This window comes from Parabacteroides hominis (assembly GCF_014287585.1).
GTDB lineage: Bacteria > Bacteroidota > Bacteroidia > Bacteroidales > Tannerellaceae > Parabacteroides > Parabacteroides hominis.
Window position 1 is genome coordinate 98595 of sequence record NZ_JACOOJ010000004.1, and the last position, 20394, is coordinate 118988.

The window sequence follows — 20394 nt, forward strand, 5'->3', positions numbered from 1 at the left end:
GATGACACTACCGGAAGATCCGATGATGCTTTTTAGCGTGATCAACATGAAATTGCGTGATAATTATGCTTCTCTCGACGAGCTATGCGACGATATGAATGTCAAAAAAGAAATACTTGTACAGAAGTTGAAAGACGTGGGCTTCGAATATAGCCAGGAGAATAATAAATTCTGGTGATTTTGTTCCTTGTCAGAAGAAAAAATGCTGGTTGCCGCATAGTAACCGGCATTTTTTGTATCTTGTTCCCGTAAAATGTAATATGATTATGGATAGTTGCGGATATGGAAAAACAAAAGTAGCCTGGCTTTTAGGGGCAGTTTTGCTGTTTTTTGCTTGTGCTCCTGTAACTCGAACGGACTTGAGTGAAAAAGAGTTGTTAGGCAAACGGATTTTTTTTGATGAATCGCTTTCCGAGCCTGCCGGACAATCTTGTGGAACTTGTCATGAACCGACGAAAGGCTTTGCCGATAAGTATGGGCGGATTACTTCGGAGGGAGCCGTGAAGGGATTGTTCAGTAACCGGAATTCGATGACCTGTGCCTATGTAGCTTATGTTCCGGCTTTGCACTATAATAAGGAAGATGAAACATACGTCGGTGGTCTGTTTTGGGATGGACGCGTGAATTCTCTTGAAGAACAGGCCGGTCAACCTTTCGTCAATCCGTTGGAGATGGGAAATAAAGATCGTAAAATGGTGGTCGAAAAGTTTCGTAATGCAACTTACTATCCTGACTTTGTCCGTATTTATGGAGAGATTGTTTCCTGTGATTCTCTTTATGGGAAAATATTAGATGCCTTGGCCACTTATCAGCGTTCGATTGAAGTAAATCCGTACACATCCAAATATGATGCCTACCTGGAAGGAAGGTATGAACTGACCGGCCAAGAGAAGGAAGGACTGGCATTGTTTAAGGAGAAAGGACTATGTGCCGAATGCCATGTGCTGGACAATGATGAACGGGCCGGACGTGTTTTGTTTACGGATCATACCTACGACAATTTGGGTATTCCTTCCAATCCGGATAATCCCTTCTTCCAGGTTCCGGCTCCTTACAATACGGTCGGACGGGACACGATGGACTTGGGCTTAGGGGCTTTCCTGCATGACAGTACCGAATTCGGCAAGTTCCGCGTACCCACATTACGCAATATCGCCTTGACGGCTCCTTACGGGCATAACGGCTATTTCAAGACACTTGAGGAGATAGTCCACTTCTATAATGTGCGTGACGTGGAAGAATACCCGGCTCCCGAATATGCGGAGACCGTCAACCGCGATGAACTGGGAAATCTCGGACTCACACCGGAGGAAGAAGCGGCCATTGTCGCTTTCATGCATACCTTGACCGACGGATATCAAATAGATTGATCCATATTGTTTTTTTGTATACATTTGCTGTCATTTAATAAAAAGTGAAAGAGATATGAAAACAAAATTGATGATGTTTATGGCGGTTGTCGCTTTGTTCGTTTTAAGTGGTTGCAGCGATTCCAAAGAGTCGTATGTGAAAGATTTCAAGAAGTTTATCGAAAAGGTGGAAGCTGCCGGAAGCGATTATACGGAAGAAGACTGGAAGAAAGCCGATGAAAAGTTCGAAGCCTTTACCGGTGACCGCTATGAGAAGTTCAGTTCCGAACTGACAATAGACGAGCAGGTGGAGATCACCAAACTGAAAGCGGCCTATGCAACCCGGAGAGGACTTTCGACCTTGAAGAACGGAATGGACAAGCTCCTCGACAGTGATATCCTCAAAATGGAAAAGAACAAAAAATAACGTTTGCAGAGTCTGATACCATGAAACTTAAATTATCCTTTTTAGCGATTTTCGCCTTGGTCGCCATTTCGGCGAGAGGGGCGGTTGTCGATACGTTGGCCGTTTACAGCGAGGCAATGAAAAAGAATGTCCAGGTCGTTGTCGTTTCTCCGGATGATAATCGTGCACCGAAACCGGTGATCTACCTGTTGCACGGATATGGAGGGAATGCGAAAACCTGGATTTCCATGAAGCCGGAGTTGAAAGATATTGCAGACCGCGACGGTCTGATCTTTGTCTGTCCTGATGGTAAGAACAGTTGGTATTGGGACAGTCCGAAAGATCCGTCCTATCGTTATGAGACATTCGTTTCCTCCGAATTAGTCAAATATATCGATTCCGAATATCAGACAGTGAAAGACCGTTCCGGTCGTGCCATTACAGGGCTGAGCATGGGCGGACACGGAGCCATGTGGCTGTCTTTCCGTCATAAGGATGTGTTTGGCGCCGCCGGCAGCACGAGCGGCGGAGTCGATATCCGGCCGTTCCCCAACAACTGGGAGATGAGTAAGCAGCTCGGAAACGAGAGCGACAATCAGGAGGCCTGGAACCGTCACACGGCGATCACGCAGATCGACCGTATCAAGAACGGCGAGCTGGCTATTATCTTCGATTGCGGTTACAGCGATTTCTTTTTCGAAGTGAATAACGACTTTCATAAGAAGCTGCTGAAATATAAGATCGACCATGATTTCCTGGTCCGTCCCGGATCGCATAACGGCGAATACTGGAAGAACTCGATCGACTACCAGATCGTGTTCTTTAAGAAGTTCTTCGATAGACGCGGAGAAAAGAAATAGAATATAGATATAGAGACAGGGACGCGGATTTCTCGAATAACGCGGATATTATTATCTACAAATAAATCCGCGTTATTCGAGAAATCCGCGTCTTTAAAATTATCTGCGTCCTTGTGATTGAATTAGCTCAACCCTTCGATCACGCCGTTCTCGATGTCGATGCGTTTTGCCTGCGGATTTTTCGGCAATCCCGGCATACGCATGATTTCGCCCATGATTACAACGATCATCTCTGCACCGTTGTTGATGATGATGTCGCGCACTTTCAACTCGAAATTCTTGGCCACCCCGTATGCTTTCGGATCGGAAGAGAACGAATACTGCGTCTTGGCGATGCAGATCGGGTAGTGGGAGATTCCTAAGCTTTCGATCTGTTTGATTTTCTTGTCCGCCAATGTCGTGTAGACAACGGAGGCTGCGCCGTAGATCTGTTCGGACACTTTTTTGATCTTGGTACGGATCGGTTCGTCGTCCTCGTAGATGTATTTAAGCGGGGCGGAAGGTTTCTTTTCGATCGTGTCGACCACCAGTTTCGCCAGTTCTGCACCCCCTTCTCCACCAGCGGCGAATACGTTGTTCATACAGAAACCTACGCCTATCTCACGGCAATGTTCTGCCACCAGCGCGATTTCTTCGTCCGTATCGGATGCATACCTGTTGAAGGTCACGATTACTTCCTGCCCGAAACGTTTCATATTCTCGACATGCTTATCCAGGTTCTCGAAACCATTTTTCAGTCCTTCGATATTCAGCTCCTTAATCTTGTCTTCCGGTACGCCTCCATGCAACTTCAAGCTCTGGGCCGTCGCCACGATAACCGTCAGCTTCGGTGTCAATCCGGCTTTCCGGCATTTGATGTCGAAAAACTTTTCAGCTCCTAAGTCGGCGCCGAAGCCGGCCTCCGTAATGACATAATCGCCATATGTCAGCGCCATCTTGGTCGCCAGGACGGAGTTGCAGCCGTGTGCGATGTTGGCGAACGGGCCTCCGTGCACGAATGCGGCCGTGTTCTCGGTTGTCTGCACCAGGTTAGGCAGGAGAGCGTCTTTCAGCAATACTGTGATTGCTCCGGCCACTCCCAGGTCGTTTACGGTGAAAGGCTTGTCTTCGTTCGTATATCCTAACAGGATGTTGCCGACACGGCGTTTCAAGTCCTCGATGTCCGTTGCCAGGCAAAGGATCGCCATGATTTCCGAAGCGGGCGTTATGTCGAAGCCCGTCTCCGTCGGTACGCCGTTGGCTGATCCACCCAGGCCGGAAACGATGTTGCGCAAGCTGCGGTCGTTCACGTCCAGCACGCGTTTCCATTTGATCTCTTTCAAGCCCTCGCAGGTGTTACGCGTCTGGTAGATGTAGTTGTCCAGCAACGCCGTGATCATATTGTGGGCGGAAGTAACCGCATGGAAGTCCCCCGTAAAATGCAGGTTGATGTTTTCCATTGGCAACACTTGCGAGTATCCGCCTCCGGCAGCTCCGCCCTTCATACCGAAGCACGGGCCCAGTGATGGTTCACGCAAGGCGACGACCGCCTTTTTACCGATCTTGTTCAATCCCAAAGCCAGTCCGATCGAAACGGTCGTCTTGCCGATGCCCGCTTTCGTAGGAGTGATAGCCGTAACCAGGATAAGATTGTGTTGTTTGATCTTCTCTTCGTCAATCAGATGGAGAGGTATTTTGGCGATGTATCTGCCGTAATTCTGAACTTCTTCGCGCGGGATGCCTAATCCGGTCGCGATTTCTTTTATCTTGCGCAGAGAGACCTCTCTTGCAATTTCTATGTCTGATTTCATGTCTTATGTAAGTTTAAGTGGAAAACAAAAGTAAATATATTTTTATATAATAACAAAATGAAAGGCCAGGTAGTTCAGGTACTATCGGATGATCATCAGGGAAAAGTATGGGAATATTTTCTCCTGAATTTGTTTCCGGTCAGAGGTATGGAACTCTTTCCCGGTCCCGACATTCTCGAAATAGTGGAAGTTCGCTTCCGGATGCAACCGGATGCAGGTATGGACGGCCTCCACGCATTGGGACAGCTTCATGATGACGATCACGTAGCCGGCCTTGATCTTTTCCGACAATTCTTCTGCCGTCAGTATTCCGGGGATGACGATGATCTGTTCTTCCTGTTTGACGATATGCAAGCCGGCCAATGCGCCCGCCGCAATGAAAGCGGGGATTCCGGCGATCCGTTCCACTTCGATCCGGTTCTCCCTGAATTTGTCGTATATATATTGTATGGAAGAATAGAACCCAGCATCGCCTTCCGCCACAATGACCACCTTTTTCCCTTCGTCCCAGGCGGATATAGCCTTTTCATACAAGGCATCGTAGACCTTCCAGGCTTCGGTGCGGTCTTTGCTCATCGGGAGCGTGAAGAGTCTGATCGCGGATTTCCCGATTTCCAGTTCTTCGATAATACGGGCTGCGCGTGAGAGGGGTTGCCCGCTCTTACTCATGGTGGCGGGGCAATAGATAATATCGGCCTGTCGGAGTTTTTTCAAGCCTTTCAGGGTGATCAGTTCGGGGTCTCCCGGACCGAGCGATACGAAGCAGATGGGGTACGACATGTGCGTTTGATTTATTAAGTGCGCAAAAGTGAGAAAAATCACGGAACTTTCCAAATGGCGGCTTGTAAGAAAAACTGATTTGCCTGTCACTTTTCTCTTGAAAGAAAAGTAATATTATTATATTTGTCCCCTGAAACAGGTTTCCCTGTCCTCCTTACAGGACAGGGATTAAAAGGGAACCGGGTGGAAATCCCGGACAGACCACGCTGCTGTGAAACTTCGGAAACATACCGGCAATACTCTATGCCACTGATCGGGGGATCGGGAAGGTGTCCGGGATGGAAGTAAGTCAGAAGACCTGCCGTTTCGGTTTGGAAGAGTTTCGTCCTCGTGGGGTGGACAAGGCTTGCCCGGTTGTAATAAAATAATATCGAATATGAAAAAATGCCTGGCAGGGTGTTGCCTGCTTATGTCGTTGTGTGTCGCATCTTCGTGTACGACCAAAAACAATCAACAGACCGACAAGGTGGAAACGACGGAAGAGAGCGCGTTTTCCGGTGTCCGTATTGTGCTGGAGTATGCGCATGGTTTCGAATTGTCCTATCGGGACGGATATGTCTTGTTGGATATCCAGGACCCGCAGAATGAGGAAAGTACGACTTTCCATTATGCGCTGGTCAGGAGAGGAACGAAACCTGCCGGCATCCCCGGATCGTATACCGTGATCGAGACGCCTATCAGAAGCGTTATCTGCATGACCTCCTTGCAGTTGTCCAATTTTATCAAAATGGGCGAGCTGGACAAGGTCGTGGGAGTGACCAGCACCCGGCATCTGTTCAACAGGGAGATGAACGAACGCCTGAAGAGCGGAAAGACCGTCAAGATCGGCATAGAAGGGAATTTTGACAACGAGGTGATCATGAGCATGAACCCCGACCTGATCCTTGTCTCGCCTTTCAAACGGGGCGGATATGAGACCTTGAAGGATGTCGGCATCCCGTTGATCCCGCATTTAGGCTATAAGGAAATGACGCCATTGGGACAGGCGGAATGGGTGAAATTCGTCGGCCTGCTGTTGGGACAGGAACAAAAGGCGAACGAGACGTTCGACGCTATCGCGGCCCGTTATAATGAGTTGAAGGAGCTGACGACGGAAGGAAAAGTGAAGAAACGCCCGGTCGTGCTGAGCGGCGAGATGCGGGGCGGTAACTGGTATGCCGTGGGAGGGGAGAGCTTCCTCGCCCAACTCTTCGAGGATGCCGGAGCCGACTATTTCCTGAAAGATGACAAACGTTCGGGAGGCGTGACGCTCGACTTCGAAACTGTCTATAACCAGGGTGACGAAGCCGATTACTGGCGCATCGTGAACAGCTATCCGAGCACGTTCAGCTATGAGGCGTTGAAGGAGCAGGACCCGCGTTATGCCGATTTCCGTGCTTTCAAGGAGAAAGGGATCATCTATTGCAACATGAAAGATACGCCCTTCTACGAAAGCATGCCGACCGAACCGGAAGTCGTGTTGGCCGACCTGCTGCATATATTCCATCCGGACCTGCTGCCCGACCATACGCCAGTTTATTATGCACGACTCAAATAAATTGCACGAATGAGACATTCTACTTCTTTTCTGATGTTGCTCATCGTAGCGTCTATCCTGGTTCTGATGTTCCTGAACCTGGTGTTAGGATCGGTGTCTATCCCGTTGAAGTCTGTCTGGAACATTATTTGCGGACTGGGAGACGAGCCGGTGACCTGGCAGAATATTGTCTGGAAATCACGTCTTCCGCAGGCGTTGACAGCTTTGGTGGCGGGAGCGGGTCTGGCGATAAGCGGCTTGCAGATGCAGACTGTTTTCCGGAATCCGCTGGCGGGGCCTTCTGTGCTGGGGATCAGCTCCGGTGCGAGTATGGGGGTGGCCTTCGTGGTGCTGTTGAGCGGTAGCCTCGGAGGGGTTGCACTTAGCAAATTGGGGTTTATGGGAGAAATCGCGCTTTCGATTGCGGCCGTGATTGGTTCGCTGTCAGTGATGGCGTTGATCGTATATGTGTCGCAGAAGGTGAAGGGGAACGTGACGCTGCTGATCATCGGCGTGATGATCGGCTACGTGGCGAATGCGGTGATCGGCGTGCTGAAGTTCTTCAGCGTGGAGGAAGACATTCGCGCCTACGTAATCTGGGGATTAGGCAGTTTCTCCCGTGTTTCCGGCAACCAGATGATGCTGTTTGTCGCGATCATGGCGATTCTGATCCCTTTGTCCTTCCTGCTGATCAAGACGCTGAACCTGATGCTGCTCGGCGACGGCTATGCCCGTAACTTGGGGCTGAACATCAAGCGGGCGCGTCTCTTGGTTATCACCTCGGCGGGAGTGCTGACGGCGATCGTGACGGCCTATTGCGGACCGGTCATCTTTCTTGGTCTGGCCGTCCCGCACCTGTGCCGGGCCATTTTCCAAACGTCCGACCACCGGGTCTTGATGCCTGCCGTCTTGTTTGCCGGTGCTGCGCTGGCACTCGCCTGTAACCTGATTGCCCGGATGCCCGGTTTCGAAGGGGCTTTGCCGGTCAATTCGGTGACCGCCCTGGTCGGTGCTCCGGTAGTGGCTTCTGTGCTATTCCGCAAACGTAAGAACGAACTGAACGAATGATGAAACAAGATACGATTCATATAAACGACCTCTCTATCGGTTACCGGACAAAGAACGATACCAAGTTGGTGGCGAGCCATATACAGGCCCGGATTTATAGCGGAGAATTAACCTGCCTGTTAGGGGCGAACGGAGTCGGGAAGTCGACGCTCCTGCGCACACTGTCGGCTTTCCAGCCGAAGTTGGAAGGCGAGATCGCCGTCTTGGGACGTGATGTGGACAGCTATTCGGACAAGGAATTGAGCACGACGATCGGCGTTGTCCTGACGGAGAAGTGTGACATCCGGAATATGTCCGTGCGGGAATTGGTCGAGATGGGGCGCAGTCCCTACACCGGTTTCTGGGGACGATTGGGCAAGGAGGACAAGCAGATCGTGGAAGAATCGATCGCCCTGGTACGGATCGGGAATCTGGCCTCCCGCATGGTGCACACCCTGTCGGACGGGGAACGGCAGAAGGTCATGATCGCCAAAGCGCTGGCCCAGGAAACGCCTGTGATCTTCCTGGACGAACCGACCGCTTTCCTCGATTTTCCGAGCAAGGTGGAGATCATGCAACTGCTCCATCATCTGACACGGAGCACGAATAAGACGATTTTCCTCTCCACGCACGACCTCGAACTGGCGCTCCAGATTGCTGACAAGGTTTGGCTGATGGACCGGACGAACGGGATTACGATCGGAACGCCCGAAGACCTTGCCCTGAGCGGCCACTTGAGCGGTTTCTTCGCCCGCAAGGGAATCGTGTTCGACACGGAGACCGGCCTGTTCCGCATCGATAACCAGTATTCGAAAGAAATACGCTTGACCGGGCACGGGCAGAAGTATGCAATGGTTCGCAAGGCGCTTCAGCGGAACGGCATACGTGCCGGCCGGCATGTGGAATCGCCTGTGTGGATTGAGACGGGCGATCTGTCTGCCGGTTCCGCATTCCTGATCCACCATCCCGACGGGCATACGCAGGCTGCCGATACCATAGAATCCCTTTTGCAGCAGCTTTCCATCTGACAAAAAAGCCTAAAAGGAAAAACTTTTCCCGCTTCATTTGTTATTTCTATCAAAGAATAAATGATATGAAAAAGAATTTCCTTTATGCTTGCCTGTTGTTCGCAGGCGTGTTTACCGCTTGTGATAACGATGATTCGGACGGGATTGACCCGTCGATCCCTTTCTACCAGAATTTGGGTGTCGAATATAATGTTACGCAGAATCATACCCATATAGGCGCGAATTTCAATAAGTATAACAGTGAAGGGGCCAATCTGCGCCTGCCGGCCAAAGGCATTCTCTTTAACGGGAAAGTGCCGGACTTTTTAGGGATGGGAACCTATATGTATATGCTGTCGGAATCCGGGCTGGATCCGGTCACGTTCACCTTTACCCGCTGGAAAGACCAGGTCTATACGAACAAGGCCTCTATCGATGATGTCGATCCGATCGCGCTTCCCGAATCCCTGACGTCCGTCAAAGGTAATGGCGCAACCGTTATCACCTGGGTAGGAAAGCCGATCGGTAAGGACGAGTATGTCCAGGCGCACCTGACCTATAACGGCGGCGTCTATGATATCAACAATACGCAGGAAGGCGCGACCTTCATCACGCTGAACTTTACGAACCCGACCTCTGCCACTAAAGGAACCCTGTTCCTGAGCCGCGTCAAGAAACTCCCTTTGCAGGAGAGCAACGGTGATGCGGGAGGAAAGATCGATGTCTCCTATGTGCAGAACAAGGATGTTACGTTTGAATAATCAAGATTGAAAGGCTATTTCCCCGCTTTCCGAAATCAGCAGGACGGACAGTTTCCCGTCGGGAAGCAGAGGCGCACAATGCTCCCGGCATTTCTGCAACAGAAGCGGGAAGAAGCTTTGCTGTTCGGTCTCGTTGAACAGCTCCCATAGTTCCCTGGCCAGCGTCAGGGAATCTATTTTTTGTACGGACTCCTGTTTGCAGCCTGCCTTTCCGGCCAGTTCTTTCAGGAAGGCTTTGTTCATGACGACCTTCTTGCTGTGCGTGTCCAGTGCTCCTTCCGCCAGTTTGACGGCTTTGCCGATCATGATTCCCATGACAACTTCGTCGAATTGCAGTTCGGCGGCTATTTTCAGCGTCTCCCCGATAAAGTTCCCGTAGTGCACGAACATCTGCGGGGGAAGTTCTTCCGAGAACCGTTCCGACAGGTAGCCTTTCAGGAAACGTTCGCTTTTCGCCCCAGAGTTGATGACGAGGCGGGAGCATCCTATTGCTTTCGCCACTTCTGCTTCTTTCCGGATAGAGGCGATAAAGGCGTCGTTCGAGAAAGGGCGTACGATCCCGGATGTCCCGATGATCGAGATCCCGCCGACGATTCCCAACTTCGGATTGAATGTCCGGGCGGCCAACTCTTTCCCTCCCGGAACGGAGATCGTGACGACCACCTCCTTTATCTTGCCGGACAGGCCGTTTTCTTCCAGTACCGCTGTCAGCTCCCCGCAAATCAGACGGCGGGGAGTGGCGTTGATAGCAGGTCCGCCAATTTCGAGGCCGAGGCCGGGAAGCGTCACCGTGCCGACCCCTTCGCCGCCCCGGAACAGGAAGGCGGGGGCAGGGGATTGTCCTGCCTGCAACTCGATGCGGGCGATGACGGAACAGCCGTTTGTCACATCCGGATCGTCACCGGAATCCTTTACAACCGTGCACAAGGCGGCGTTGTCTACCCATTCGGTAGCGGCGACAGGGAGCGTGGTCTTTTCCCCGGAAGGGAGTGTGATGCAACTTGCGGTTTGTTCCCTTCGGCTCAGGAGGGCGACCAAGGCGGCTTTGGCTGCTGCCGTAGCACATGTGCCGGTCGTGAAACCGCTCCGGAGCGGGAAGAAACCGGGGGCCAGGCGTTCGATGGCTTTACGGAGCCCTTCCACACCTTGCACGAAGGTGAAACTGTCGGGCAGGAGAGGGCGCTGTATGACATAAACGGGGATGCCGCAGGCCCCGGCCGCCTCGACCTTTTCCCTGAAATATCCGCTTTCCCCGCTTTCCTTTGTCAGTACGGCATCCGGGTGAAGCCGCTCCAGCAGCCCCTTTTCATCTTCTCCTTCATGGAAGAAAACGAGCCGTTCCTTCGGGAACCCGTCGGACTCGGCCAGTGAAAGTGATTCTTTCCTGTCCAGGATACGGAACCAGCAGGGCGTCTGTTCCCAATAAGGACGCAGCTTCGCAATGGTCTTGACGCCTGTCAGGGCCAACAGGTTGCGGATCCCGTCCGCACGCAGGCGGTCGATGGCGGCGGCATAATCCGCACACCATATCAACCGCTTGTCACGTTCGGGATATTGCCTTTCCAACCGTACGACCGGAATCCGGAGCCGGGAGGAGACCTTTGCAAGCGTACGGTGCAACCGGATGGCAAAAGGGTGGGCGGCATCGACCAGCAACGAGATTTCTTTCTCGCGGCAGAACCGTGCCATCTCTTCTTCCTCCATGCCTCCGGTGAGCCGGATGGCGTGGGCGGCTTCTATCGCTTGTTCGCTGCCGACCGTCGAGTAGTAGTAGGGCTTGCCTGCACTCTCGACGACTTGTACGGCCTTGCGTCCTTCGGTTGTTCCTCCTAAGATCAGTATCATAATGCTTCTGTTGTTCTCTTGTCTTTACCGGTAATGTCGTGGGGTATCATCCTCTCTGGCGAGTGCTTGCCTCGCAGGTAGGAGGTGTCATGCCTCCTACCTACGATGTGCCGTACCTCCTACCTATGAGGTATCATGCCTCATAGGTAGGAGGTGACCCCTCGCTAACGGCGGTACAGATGCTTGAACTCCTCGGCGTAGAGACGCGAGACCCCTGCGCGGTTGTCTATGGCATCGCCCACGACTAACAAGGTTGTCAGCGTCAGGTTGTTTTCTTTTACGATCCGTTCCAGGTCTTTCAACTCGCCCCGGTAGATGCGTTCGTCTTTCCAAGTCAGCTTGTAGCAGGCGGCTACCGGTGTCGTCGGCGGGTAATGTTCTAAAAGTTCTTTCTGTACCTGCCCGGCAATGCCGGCGCTCAGGAAGATGCACATCGTGCTTTGGCTGGCAGCCAGCTTATGCAACTGCTCCTTCTCCGGCATGGGCGTCCGTCCTTCGCCACGCGTCAGGATGATGGTCTGCACCTTTTCGGGAATGGTGAACTGGGAACGGAGAGCCGCCGCGGCAGCCTGGAACGAGGAGATTCCCGGCGTGATATGGTAGCTCATGCCGTAGCGGTCGAAGAATGCCATCTGTTCCTGTATCGCCCCGTAGATGCAGGGGTCGCCCGTATGCAAGCGTACGACGAATTTCCCCTTGTCATAGAACTCTTTCATAAGGGCGAATTGTTCTTCCAGGTTCATGTCGGCAGAGCTGCGAACCGTCGCACCTTTCTTGGCGCACAGGGTGAGCTCTTTGGGAACGAGGCTGCCGGCATACAGGATCAGGTCTGCATTTTCCAGCATCCGCCTTCCCCGGATGGAGATCAGTTCCGGATCGCCCGGCCCGGCTCCGACGATCTCGATGTGTCCTTGTCCCGGTTTTCCTTTTTGCTGACTATCTTCTTCGTTCCGTACTGCCGATTTGCTGATGGCTATCGCATAAGTGAAGTCTTTCGTCTGCCCCTTTTGTTTTCCCACCAATAACGGGCCGCCTTCTGCACTCAGGATAGCTGCCGCTTCCGAGACACTGCCCGACCCGGTGACTTTCTTTACTGTGGAAGAGGGGTGAGGTACGGGAATCTTGTCCAGTTCCCCAGCCGGATAGGTCTTGAACGGGCTGCGCAGGTAGGTGTCCGCCAGTTCCTTTAATATCGGTTCGTCTTTCTTCAGGTCGATGGAGGAGACGTCGGCTATGCTCTTCAGGTTGAACCTGTAGAAGATGGAGCAGATATACAGGTCCGTGAGGACGGATTTCATGTCTGCCAATCCCTTTTTGCATCCGACACCTAAGTGAAGCACTTTCGGGAAGAATGACAGGCAGGGGATGGGGGATTTATGATAGTAAGTGGGACTGACCGTGATCAACAGTTCGTATTTATCGAGGTCGATATCTTTATATTTATAGAAGACATCGACGTGCGGGGGACAGGTTCCCTCCATATAGTCCGTCTCCTTTGTGCGGATATCGAGCAGGAGGGCGGTCGGCCGGCAGTTGACGAAGCGGGCGACACATTCGTTCATGGCCTTTTTCCTCGAAGCGTTAAACGTCTCCTCGTCTGTCTGCTCGAAGTCGGTTTGGAAGAAACTGATTATGCCTTCTTGTGGGTTGTAGACATCCTGTTCCCAGCCGTATTGTTTCGAGAAAGTGTCCAGTGCCCAAAGTCCCTGGTTGTCGCTTTGTGTCGTGACAACCGCCTCGGCGCCCAGTATGCGGGCCAATTCGTGTGTCAGTTCGTTCGCCCCGCCGATATGGCCGGACAGTACCGACACGACATACTTGCCGGTACTGTCGAGGCAGACGACTGCCGGGTCCGTGTACTTGCTCTTGATGTAAGGAGCGATGCTTCGTACGCAAATGCCCATCGCCCCGATAAATACCATCGCCTTCGATTTATCGAAAAGGTCGCCGGCCAGTTCCTCGAAAGAGGTGAATGGTTCGACATCGTTATCTGCTTCTCTACAATAGATAACGGTTTTACCTGGATATTCGTCTCGGATTTTGCGTGCTAACGGCAGGCTGCTTGCCGAAACCACAATGATATTCAATAAATCTTTATACATGATGTTTGCCTGTTGCACAGAGTATGGTTATAGGATTATGTGAGTCGACCGTAATGTTCATTTCCGACCGTAACTTCAAGCCGTTTTCTTCGACCGCCTCCCGGAACAGCTTGCTGCTTTCTTCCGAAACGGAGTTGAAGACGATCTTGCCGTGCAGACTGTCCAGGTGGGAAGCGACTTTGCAGACTATCTCTTTCAGCTTGCCGCCATGACCGCCGATAAAGACGGCATCTACAATCGTGTTCTCTTCGATTGACAGGTTCAGGAAGTTCCCGATACGCAGGTCTATGCCGGGAGCGCTGTGCAGCCGTGCATTTGCCCGGATGATGTTCTTGCATTCTTCCCGCACTTCGAAAGCCTGGATATGCAGGTGGGGATACTGGCGTCGTGCTTCGATCGAGACCGAGCCGGTGCAGGCGCCGATATCCCAGAAGGTGTGGCTGTTATGCAACTCTAACAAGCTCAAGTCTATCACTCGTATCGGTGCTTTGGTAATCATCTTTGCCCGGTCGTCGAGCAAGACGAACTTCGTGTCGGGTATGCCTAAGGCCGGTCGTTGCAGCTTGCTGTTCAGGTCCTTTATCAGCAGGACGCAGTTCGGATTGGTGAAACTCATCTCGCTGATTTCCTCGATCGGGTAGCTTTTATAGATTTTCTCCTTCTTCGGGTTACCCAAGTGTTCGGCTACCCGCATGGTGTAATCCTTGTCCAGATGATATTCCATCATCCTCTTGGCAATGGCTCTGGGCGTGTGGACACGGTCGGTCAGTACACCGATCAGCGGCCGGCATTCCAGAAACGCCCGGTCGAGTTCGTGCCACGGACGTCCGGTGACAGACACGGCGTGCATGTTCTCATACGCGATTTGTTCGCGGTGTGCGAATATCTGCAATGAGTTGAAGTAGGGAAACACTTTCATGCCCACCCCTAAAAGGTTTTTCCGGATGGTGGAAGCGAAACCGAAAAAGAACGGGTCTCCCGAAACGAAGGAGACGATCACTTTGTCTTCCTGGATCAACCGGCTGTATTCCGCGAGGACTGCATCTATAGGAGTCTTGATCTCGATCCATACCGCATCGGCGGGCAGGAACGGCTTTACAATCTCGTAATGACGCTTCCCTCCGGAGAAGATATTGTCGTGTTTGACACTTTTGATGATGACTTCTATATGTTTGGGTTGTGGATTATCATCCATCCCGACCATATAGATGTGTATTTTGCCGTAATTTTCTACTATTTCTTTAGCCTTCATACGTCTCTACCTGGTTTTAATTGTTCTGCATCGTTGTAGCATAAAATCGCGTTTACCAAAGTCGCGGCGAGGTTGCTACCGCCTTTCCGTCCTTCGATGATGAGTTTAGGAATAGAAACAAATGGCTTTACCATGTGTTTGGATTCCTGTACGTGTACGAAACCGACAGGAGCGGCAATGACGCCGGCGGGAGTGGCTTTCCCTTTCCTTATCTGGTCACAAAGTTCCATTAATGCGGTTGGCGCATTGCCGAAAACATATAAAGCGTCGGGATGTTCCTGTACGGCAAGCCGGATGCCGGCCTGTGTGCGGGTGATCCCTTTTTCTGTTGCAAGTTGTACAGTACGCTCGTCCTGCAAATAGCATTTCACCTCGATCCCCATGCGCTGCAAGGCTCCTTTGCGGATGCCGGAAGCGGCCATTGTGACGTCTGTGATGATGGTGCGCACCTCGCCCCGGCTGAATTTTCCGTAGAGGGAAGCCACCGCCCTGTCGTCAATCCGTAGGATGTTTTCCATATCGAAATCGGCTGTCGTGTGGATGGCATGGAGCAAAGCCCATTTCTTGTCGAGTGGTATTTCTTTGTTCTTGAGTTCTTTCTCGATGGTGCGGAAGCTGCGGATCATGATGTCTTGGCCGATCCCGACATCCGTTTTCATCTTGATCTCCCCGTAATAGCCGCGCGGTGTGATGAATTTGCCGCCGGCCTCGTACGACTGCGAGTTCCCGATCAGGATGACGGTGAACATATCGACCTGCTCCGGGTCGAACGCTGCCAACGTGGTCAGGTTGACGACTTGCTCTTCGCGTCCAGCCTGGCGGACATAGCCGACTGGTGTTTCGGGTGCACGTTCTTCGAGGAACAACTCCTTGAGGCGATACAGTTGCCAGTAGCGCCCTTCGCTTTTCGGATTGTAGACGGCTGTCACGAAGTCGCCGGCGGCGGCAGCCCGTATGCGTTTTTCGATCCGCAGCCAGGGAGTCATCAGGTCGGAGAGGGAGATGATGCAGAGATCATGCCCGATAGGTGCTCCCAGAAGCGAAGCCGCTTTCTGGAACGCACTGATACCGGGCACTACCTCGATCTCCACTTGCGGCGCCTCTTTCATCGTCCGCATTTCATATATCAACGGGGCCATCCCGTAGATTCCGGCATCACCAGAACTGATCACTGTCACCGTTTTACCTTCCGAAGCGTATTTGTAGGCCTCTTCGGCACGTGCTTTCTCACGCTTCATCCCGGTATCGATACATTGGGCATCCGGGCGGATTATATCTTTTATAAACTGGAAATAATAATTATATCCGATGATCACATCCGACTGCCTGATGGCAGATAACGCCGCGGGCGTTATGTCTTCGCGACTTCCCGGCCCAATGCCGGCAACAGTAATTTTCCCTTTGTTCATATGAGCTGTTTGTAAATTAACAGAAAACAAAGGTACGATTTTATTTACTTAATTTTCCTCTGCGGGTTGATATAAATACCGTTTAATACTCCGTTTCGGTGTCTTTTCGAATTCTTCCTGGTAAAGTTTGAAGCAGGACACTTTGCTGTAGGCGGGCATTTCGGTGTTTAACTGGTCGATATTTTGCTGCATCAGCCCTTCGATCTCGGAATGTTGGATGCCTGCCTTGTCCACTTGTTCCCAGTCCGGATAGATCAGGGCGACCAGTTTGCCTCCCTGCGAAATGATCAACGACTCCGCTACGTACAACATATTGTTCAGGCGGTCTTCGATTTCTTCCGGATAGATGTTCTGTCCGTTGGAACTTAGGATCATGCTCTTGCTTCGTCCGCGGATGTAGAGGAAACCGTCTTTGTCGAGCGTTCCCAAGTCGCCTGTCCGCAGCCAGCCGTCGGGCAGCATCACCGCCTTCGTCGCCTCCGGATTCTTGTAGTAGCCCAACATCACGTTCATGCCGCGAACCAGGATTTCGCCTACTTCGTTCTCCGGATCGTTCGAGTCGATCCGGATTTCCATGCGGTCGACGACACGGCCTACCGAACCCTGCTTGAACGTGTCCCACTGCTCGTAGGAAACCAGCGGGCCGCATTCTGTCATTCCATAGCCTACCGTATAGCGGAAGTCGATGGATTTGAGGAACGTCTCCACCTCTTTATTGATGGCCGCACCGCCGATTACGATTTCGCCGAAGTTTCCGCCGAAAGAGGCATTCAACTTTTGGGCGATCTTCTCGCGTACCTTCTGGTCGACGTACGGTACTTTCAGCAGCAGCTTGATCAACGGTTTTTCCAGTTCGGGGAAAACCTTGTTCTTGATGATCTTCTCGATGATGAGCGGTACGGCAAGGATCAGCGCCGGGCGAACCGTCGCAAATGCCTCCGCAATGATTTTCGGACTCGGTGTGCGTGTCAGGAAATGAACGTGGCAGCCTTTATTGACGGAGTTCAGCACTTCGAAAGCCAATCCGTACATGTGTGCCATCGGCAACATGCAGACGATGTTGTCTCCCGGATGGATGAACGGCAGCCGGTCGTAGGCAAACTGCGTGTTGCTCCACAGGCTACGGTAGGGGATCATCACTCCTTTCGAGAAACTGGTCGTGCCGGACGTATAGTTCAGGACAGCCAGTTCCTCCGGGTCTTCGACATGATATTTCACATCGTTGGCGGTGAAGGAGCGGGGGTATTTTTTTCCGAAATATTCGTTGATGCGGTTGCGCACGGTACGTACCTCCTTATTCTTGCAGTCGATGATGGAGAAGTTGTCCAGCATCATGAACAGCTTGACTTCCGGCATCATCTTTTCGTTCAGGTTCTCCCAGTTGCTGGAACCTGCCAATACGGCTTTCGCTCCCGAATGGTTGACGATATGATGGATATTGTCGGGTTTGAACTCATGCAGGATCGGCACGGCAACAGCCCCGTAAGCCAGTATTCCGAAAAAGCAGATCGCCCAGTTGGAGGAGTTACGCCCGACGATGGCTACTTTGTCGCCTTTCTTGATACCGGCATGTTCCAGCAGGATGTGGAACTTCTCTATCCGCCGTGCGACGTCTTTGAAATGAAAAGTATGTCCGTTGTAATCGGAGAAAGCGGGGAGGTCCCAATGCTCCTTCATGCTTCTCTCTATAAGGCCCAAGAAACGATTATCCATAGTGATATAATTTTAAAAAGAACCGGAATATCCGTGAGAATGTTGCAAAGATAGCAAAGAAACGATATGTTTTACGGAATGATGGTACAGTTTCATAGGCATGAAACAAAAATTCCATAGGCAGGGAACAAGAGTTTCATGCCTATGGAACAGAAGTTTCATGCGGAGGGAATAAATCCGCGCCCGTTTACCACGGGGTGACCGTCACGTTGCGGAACTGGACTTCCTTGCCTTCGCTCTGCAAGCCGATGTAACCTTCTTTTACTTTGTTCGTCCCGGTGTTCTGGTAAACTCCGTTGATGTAAACCGTGATGACGCCGTCTTTTACGAAAATGTTGGCTTCGTTCCATTCACCGGCAGGTTTTTCGCTGTCCGGGTTGCTTTTGCGTACGACCGGGAAGGCAGGACGCGGCTGTCCGGATTTACCCTGGTATTCGGCCAGGTCCGAACCGCCAAGCAGGACGAAATCGCCGGCATTGTCAAGCATCAGGTTACATTCGATACCGTTCGGGAACGGGTTTTTCGGGTCTTCGATCAGCAGGAAGATGCCGCTGTTCGCCTTTTCCTTGCCGTTCGGCCAGCGGTATTCTACATGCAGTTTATAATCTCCGTATTTTTCTTTCGTGTACATGTATCCGAATGGCTGTCCCGTGATGTTGATGACGCCGTCTTTTACGGAATATACCTGTTCGGCTGGGACGGAATTCTTGTCGACAACGAAGTTCCAGCCGGAAAGATCTTTCCCGTTGAACAACTTGGTTGTTTTCTGTGCACTTGCTTCGCTACCGGAACACAAAAAGGCGGCAGCCACTACTGCCATTGATAACATTCTTTTTTTCATGGTCTTACAAAATTATTTATATGATTAATCAACAATAAGTTTACGATAACGGACGCGTTTCGGTTCCACGTCGCCCAACTGTTTGCGCTTGTACTCTTCATACTCCGAGTAGGAACCTTCGTAGAACACGACATTCGAATCCCCTTCGAACGAAAGGATATGCGTACAGATACGGTCGAGGAACCAACGGTCGTGGGAAACGACAACCGCACAACCGGCGAAGTTTTCCAGCCCTTCTTCGAGTGCCCGGAGCGTATTCACGTCAATATCGTTGGTCGGTTCGTCGAGCAGCAACACATTTGCTTCCGCTTTCAGCGTGAGGGCCAGATGCAGGCGGTTCCGTTCGCCACCGGAGAGCACACCGCAAAGTTTTTCCTGGTCGGCTCCCGCAAAATTGAATTTGGAGAGGTAGGCGCGGGAGTTGACTTCCTTGCCGCCTACGCGGATGAACTCTTGTCCGCCGGAAACGACCTGATAAACGGTCTTCTTCGGATCGATATCTTTGTGTGTCTGGTCTGCATAGCCGACCTTTACCGTTTCGCCCACTTCGAAAGAGCCTTTGTCGATGCTTTCCATTCCCATGATCATCTTGAACAACGTGGTCTTACCTGCACCGTTCGGACCGATCACGCCGACAATTCCGTTTGGCGGCAACATGAAGTTCAGGTCGTCAAACAGCAGTTTGTCGCCGAATGCCTTTGCTACATGCTGGGCCTCGATCACCTTGTTACCCAGGCGCGGGCCGTTCGGGATAAAGATTTCCAGTTTGGCTTCCCGTTCTTTCTGGTCTTCGTTCAAAAGGGCTTCGTACGAATTCAGGCGAGCCTTGCCTTTGGCCTGACGGGCTTTCGGGGCCATATTGATCCATTCCAGCTCGCGCTCCAATGTCTTACGGCGTTTACTAACCTGCTTTTCCTCCTGTGCCATACGTTTGGTCTTTTGATCCAGCCATGAAGAGTAGTTTCCTTTCCAGGGAATACCTTCTCCGCGGTCCAGTTCCAGAATCCATCCGGCCACATGGTCGAGGAAGTAACGGTCGTGTGTGATGCAGATAACCGTGCCCGCATATTGTTGCAAATGTTGCTCCAGCCAGTCGATCGACTCGGCATCCAAGTGGTTGGTCGGTTCGTCCAGCAACAAGACATCCGGCTGCTGCAACAACAAGCGGCAGAGAGCCACACGGCGGCGTTCGCCTCCCGACAGCGTATCGACCACCTGGTCTTCAGGCGGACAGCGCAGGGCATCCATCGCCCTTTCCAGGCGGCTGTCGAGGTTCCATGCGTCGGTTGCATCTATCTTATCTTGCAATTCGGCCTGTCGGTTGATCAGTGCGTCCATCTTGTCCGGATCTTCGAGCACTTCGGGATCGCCGAATTTTTCGTTTACTTCTTCATATTCCTTGAGGGTGTCCACGATATCCTGTACACCTTCCTGAACGATTTCCTTTACCGTCTTGCCCGGTTCCAGTTTCGGATCTTGCTCCAGATATCCGACGGAATATCCGGGTGAGAAAACCACTTCTCCCTGGTATTCTTTTTCGACACCGGCAATAATTTTCAGCAATGTAGATTTACCGGAACCGTTCAAACCGATGATCCCGATCTTAGCTCCATAGAAAAAGGACAGGTAAATATTTTTTAATACTTGTTTTTGAGGCGGAAAGACTTTACTCACGCCTACCATCGAGAAAATAATTTTCTTGTCGTCTGCCATGTT

The 20394-nt window shown here is 51.7% G+C and carries 17 protein-coding genes and 1 riboswitch; of the genes, 8 read left to right on the forward strand and 9 right to left on the reverse strand.

Features of this window, described 5'->3' with window-relative positions:
- The first annotated feature begins 1 nt into the window (after nucleotide 1).
- The 4 genes from H8S65_RS03515 (at nucleotide 2) to H8S65_RS03530 (ending at nucleotide 2615) form a co-directional block, all read left to right on the forward strand.
- Complete coding sequence (locus H8S65_RS03515; protein ID WP_186928657.1) at nucleotides 2-178, forward strand: DUF4250 domain-containing protein; 177 nt, start codon at nucleotides 2-4, stop codon at nucleotides 176-178.
- An 88-nt stretch (nucleotides 179-266) separates the two neighbouring features.
- Nucleotides 267-1370 carry a cytochrome-c peroxidase gene (locus H8S65_RS03520; RefSeq protein WP_186928583.1) on the forward strand — a complete coding sequence of 368 codons (1104 nt, stop codon included), beginning with the start codon at nucleotides 267-269 and terminating at the stop codon, nucleotides 1368-1370.
- Nucleotides 1371-1425: 55 nt separating this feature from the next.
- On the forward strand, nucleotides 1426-1776 hold the full coding sequence (locus tag H8S65_RS03525; RefSeq protein ID WP_186928584.1) for a DUF6565 domain-containing protein: 351 nt from the start codon (nucleotides 1426-1428) through the stop codon (nucleotides 1774-1776).
- A 20-nt stretch (nucleotides 1777-1796) separates the two neighbouring features.
- On the forward strand, nucleotides 1797-2615 hold the full coding sequence (locus tag H8S65_RS03530; RefSeq protein WP_186928585.1) for an alpha/beta hydrolase: 819 nt from the start codon (nucleotides 1797-1799) through the stop codon (nucleotides 2613-2615).
- A 122-nt stretch (nucleotides 2616-2737) separates the two neighbouring features.
- Here H8S65_RS03530 and H8S65_RS03535 read toward each other — a convergent pair whose 3' ends face one another.
- Nucleotides 2738-4405: a formate--tetrahydrofolate ligase gene (locus H8S65_RS03535; RefSeq protein WP_186928586.1), complete on the reverse strand. Its 1668-nt coding sequence runs from the start codon at nucleotides 4403-4405 to the stop codon at nucleotides 2738-2740.
- 81 nt (nucleotides 4406-4486) lie between these two features.
- On the reverse strand, nucleotides 4487-5185 hold the full coding sequence (locus H8S65_RS03540; RefSeq protein WP_186928587.1) for a precorrin-2 C(20)-methyltransferase: 699 nt from the start codon (nucleotides 5183-5185) through the stop codon (nucleotides 4487-4489).
- A gap of 119 nt (nucleotides 5186-5304) precedes the next feature.
- Nucleotides 5305-5505: riboswitch (cobalamin riboswitch) on the forward strand.
- Between the two features lie 56 nt (nucleotides 5506-5561).
- Here H8S65_RS03540 and H8S65_RS03545 point away from each other — a divergent pair.
- The 4 genes from H8S65_RS03545 to H8S65_RS03560 all read left to right on the forward strand — a co-directional run bounded on the left by H8S65_RS03545 (nucleotide 5562) and on the right by H8S65_RS03560 (nucleotide 9516).
- A complete protein-coding gene (locus tag H8S65_RS03545) occupies nucleotides 5562-6722 on the forward strand; it encodes an ABC transporter substrate-binding protein (protein WP_186928588.1) in 1161 nt (386 codons plus the stop codon).
- Nucleotides 6723-6731: 9 nt separating this feature from the next.
- Nucleotides 6732-7769, forward strand: coding sequence for an iron chelate uptake ABC transporter family permease subunit (locus H8S65_RS03550; protein WP_186928589.1), 1038 nt, complete (start codon nucleotides 6732-6734; stop codon nucleotides 7767-7769).
- Nucleotides 7769-8776: an ABC transporter ATP-binding protein gene (locus H8S65_RS03555; protein ID WP_186928658.1), complete on the forward strand. Its 1008-nt coding sequence runs from the start codon at nucleotides 7769-7771 to the stop codon at nucleotides 8774-8776. The genes H8S65_RS03550 and H8S65_RS03555 overlap by 1 nt, the downstream gene beginning before the upstream one ends.
- Nucleotides 8777-8841: 65 nt before the next feature.
- Complete coding sequence (locus tag H8S65_RS03560; protein WP_186928590.1) at nucleotides 8842-9516, forward strand: hypothetical protein; 675 nt, start codon at nucleotides 8842-8844, stop codon at nucleotides 9514-9516.
- On the opposite strand, the gene cbiD is transcribed toward H8S65_RS03560, so the two are convergent.
- The 7 genes from cbiD to ettA all read right to left on the reverse strand — a co-directional run bounded on the left by cbiD (nucleotide 9517) and on the right by ettA (nucleotide 20391).
- Complete coding sequence (gene cbiD / locus H8S65_RS03565) at nucleotides 9517-11361, reverse strand: cobalt-precorrin-5B (C(1))-methyltransferase CbiD (RefSeq protein ID WP_186928591.1); 1845 nt, start codon at nucleotides 11359-11361, stop codon at nucleotides 9517-9519. It lies immediately after the preceding gene.
- A gap of 164 nt (nucleotides 11362-11525) precedes the next feature.
- Nucleotides 11526-13463: a precorrin-4 C(11)-methyltransferase gene (gene cobM / locus H8S65_RS03570; RefSeq protein WP_186928592.1), complete on the reverse strand. Its 1938-nt coding sequence runs from the start codon at nucleotides 13461-13463 to the stop codon at nucleotides 11526-11528.
- Nucleotides 13456-14715 (reverse strand): precorrin-6y C5,15-methyltransferase (decarboxylating) subunit CbiE, encoded by a 1260-nt coding sequence (gene cbiE, locus H8S65_RS03575; RefSeq protein WP_186928593.1) that lies wholly within the window; start codon nucleotides 14713-14715, stop codon nucleotides 13456-13458. Before cbiE ends, cobM begins: the two co-directional genes overlap by 8 nt.
- Nucleotides 14712-16124 (reverse strand): precorrin-3B C(17)-methyltransferase, encoded by a 1413-nt coding sequence (gene cobJ, locus H8S65_RS03580; protein WP_186928594.1) that lies wholly within the window; start codon nucleotides 16122-16124, stop codon nucleotides 14712-14714. The genes cbiE and cobJ overlap by 4 nt, the downstream gene beginning before the upstream one ends.
- 48 nt (nucleotides 16125-16172) lie before the next feature.
- Nucleotides 16173-17837: an AMP-binding protein gene (locus H8S65_RS03585; RefSeq protein ID WP_186928595.1), complete on the reverse strand. Its 1665-nt coding sequence runs from the start codon at nucleotides 17835-17837 to the stop codon at nucleotides 16173-16175.
- A 187-nt stretch (nucleotides 17838-18024) separates the two neighbouring features.
- Nucleotides 18025-18678, reverse strand: coding sequence for a 3-keto-disaccharide hydrolase (locus tag H8S65_RS03590; RefSeq protein ID WP_186928596.1), 654 nt, complete (start codon nucleotides 18676-18678; stop codon nucleotides 18025-18027).
- 24 nt (nucleotides 18679-18702) lie between these two features.
- Nucleotides 18703-20391, reverse strand: a complete 1689-nt coding sequence (ettA, locus tag H8S65_RS03595; RefSeq protein WP_186928597.1) for an energy-dependent translational throttle protein EttA — start codon at nucleotides 20389-20391, stop codon at nucleotides 18703-18705.
- Between the last annotated feature and the right edge of the window lie 3 nt (nucleotides 20392-20394).

Excerpts from the sequence above, each read along its gene's own strand:
- H8S65_RS03515 (WP_186928657.1), top strand. The coding sequence starts at position 2 with ATGACACTACCGGAAGATCCGATGATGCTTTTTAGCGTGATCAACATG.
- H8S65_RS03520 (WP_186928583.1), top strand. The coding sequence starts at position 267 with ATGGATAGTTGCGGATATGGAAAAACAAAAGTAGCCTGGCTTTTAGGG.
- H8S65_RS03525 (WP_186928584.1), top strand. The coding sequence starts at position 1,426 with ATGAAAACAAAATTGATGATGTTTATGGCGGTTGTCGCTTTGTTCGTT.
- H8S65_RS03530 (WP_186928585.1), top strand. The coding sequence starts at position 1,797 with ATGAAACTTAAATTATCCTTTTTAGCGATTTTCGCCTTGGTCGCCATT.
- H8S65_RS03535 (WP_186928586.1), bottom strand. The coding sequence starts at position 4,405 with ATGAAATCAGACATAGAAATTGCAAGAGAGGTCTCTCTGCGCAAGATA.
- H8S65_RS03540 (WP_186928587.1), bottom strand. The coding sequence starts at position 5,185 with ATGTCGTACCCCATCTGCTTCGTATCGCTCGGTCCGGGAGACCCCGAA.
- H8S65_RS03545 (WP_186928588.1), top strand. The coding sequence starts at position 5,562 with ATGAAAAAATGCCTGGCAGGGTGTTGCCTGCTTATGTCGTTGTGTGTC.
- H8S65_RS03550 (WP_186928589.1), top strand. The coding sequence starts at position 6,732 with ATGAGACATTCTACTTCTTTTCTGATGTTGCTCATCGTAGCGTCTATC.
- H8S65_RS03555 (WP_186928658.1), top strand. The coding sequence starts at position 7,769 with ATGAAACAAGATACGATTCATATAAACGACCTCTCTATCGGTTACCGG.
- H8S65_RS03560 (WP_186928590.1), top strand. The coding sequence starts at position 8,842 with ATGAAAAAGAATTTCCTTTATGCTTGCCTGTTGTTCGCAGGCGTGTTT.
- cbiD (WP_186928591.1), bottom strand. The coding sequence starts at position 11,361 with ATGATACTGATCTTAGGAGGAACAACCGAAGGACGCAAGGCCGTACAA.
- cobM (WP_186928592.1), bottom strand. The coding sequence starts at position 13,463 with ATGTATAAAGATTTATTGAATATCATTGTGGTTTCGGCAAGCAGCCTG.
- cbiE (WP_186928593.1), bottom strand. The coding sequence starts at position 14,715 with ATGAAGGCTAAAGAAATAGTAGAAAATTACGGCAAAATACACATCTAT.
- cobJ (WP_186928594.1), bottom strand. The coding sequence starts at position 16,124 with ATGAACAAAGGGAAAATTACTGTTGCCGGCATTGGGCCGGGAAGTCGC.
- H8S65_RS03585 (WP_186928595.1), bottom strand. The coding sequence starts at position 17,837 with ATGGATAATCGTTTCTTGGGCCTTATAGAGAGAAGCATGAAGGAGCAT.
- H8S65_RS03590 (WP_186928596.1), bottom strand. The coding sequence starts at position 18,678 with ATGAAAAAAAGAATGTTATCAATGGCAGTAGTGGCTGCCGCCTTTTTG.
- ettA (WP_186928597.1), bottom strand. The coding sequence starts at position 20,391 with ATGGCAGACGACAAGAAAATTATTTTCTCGATGGTAGGCGTGAGTAAA.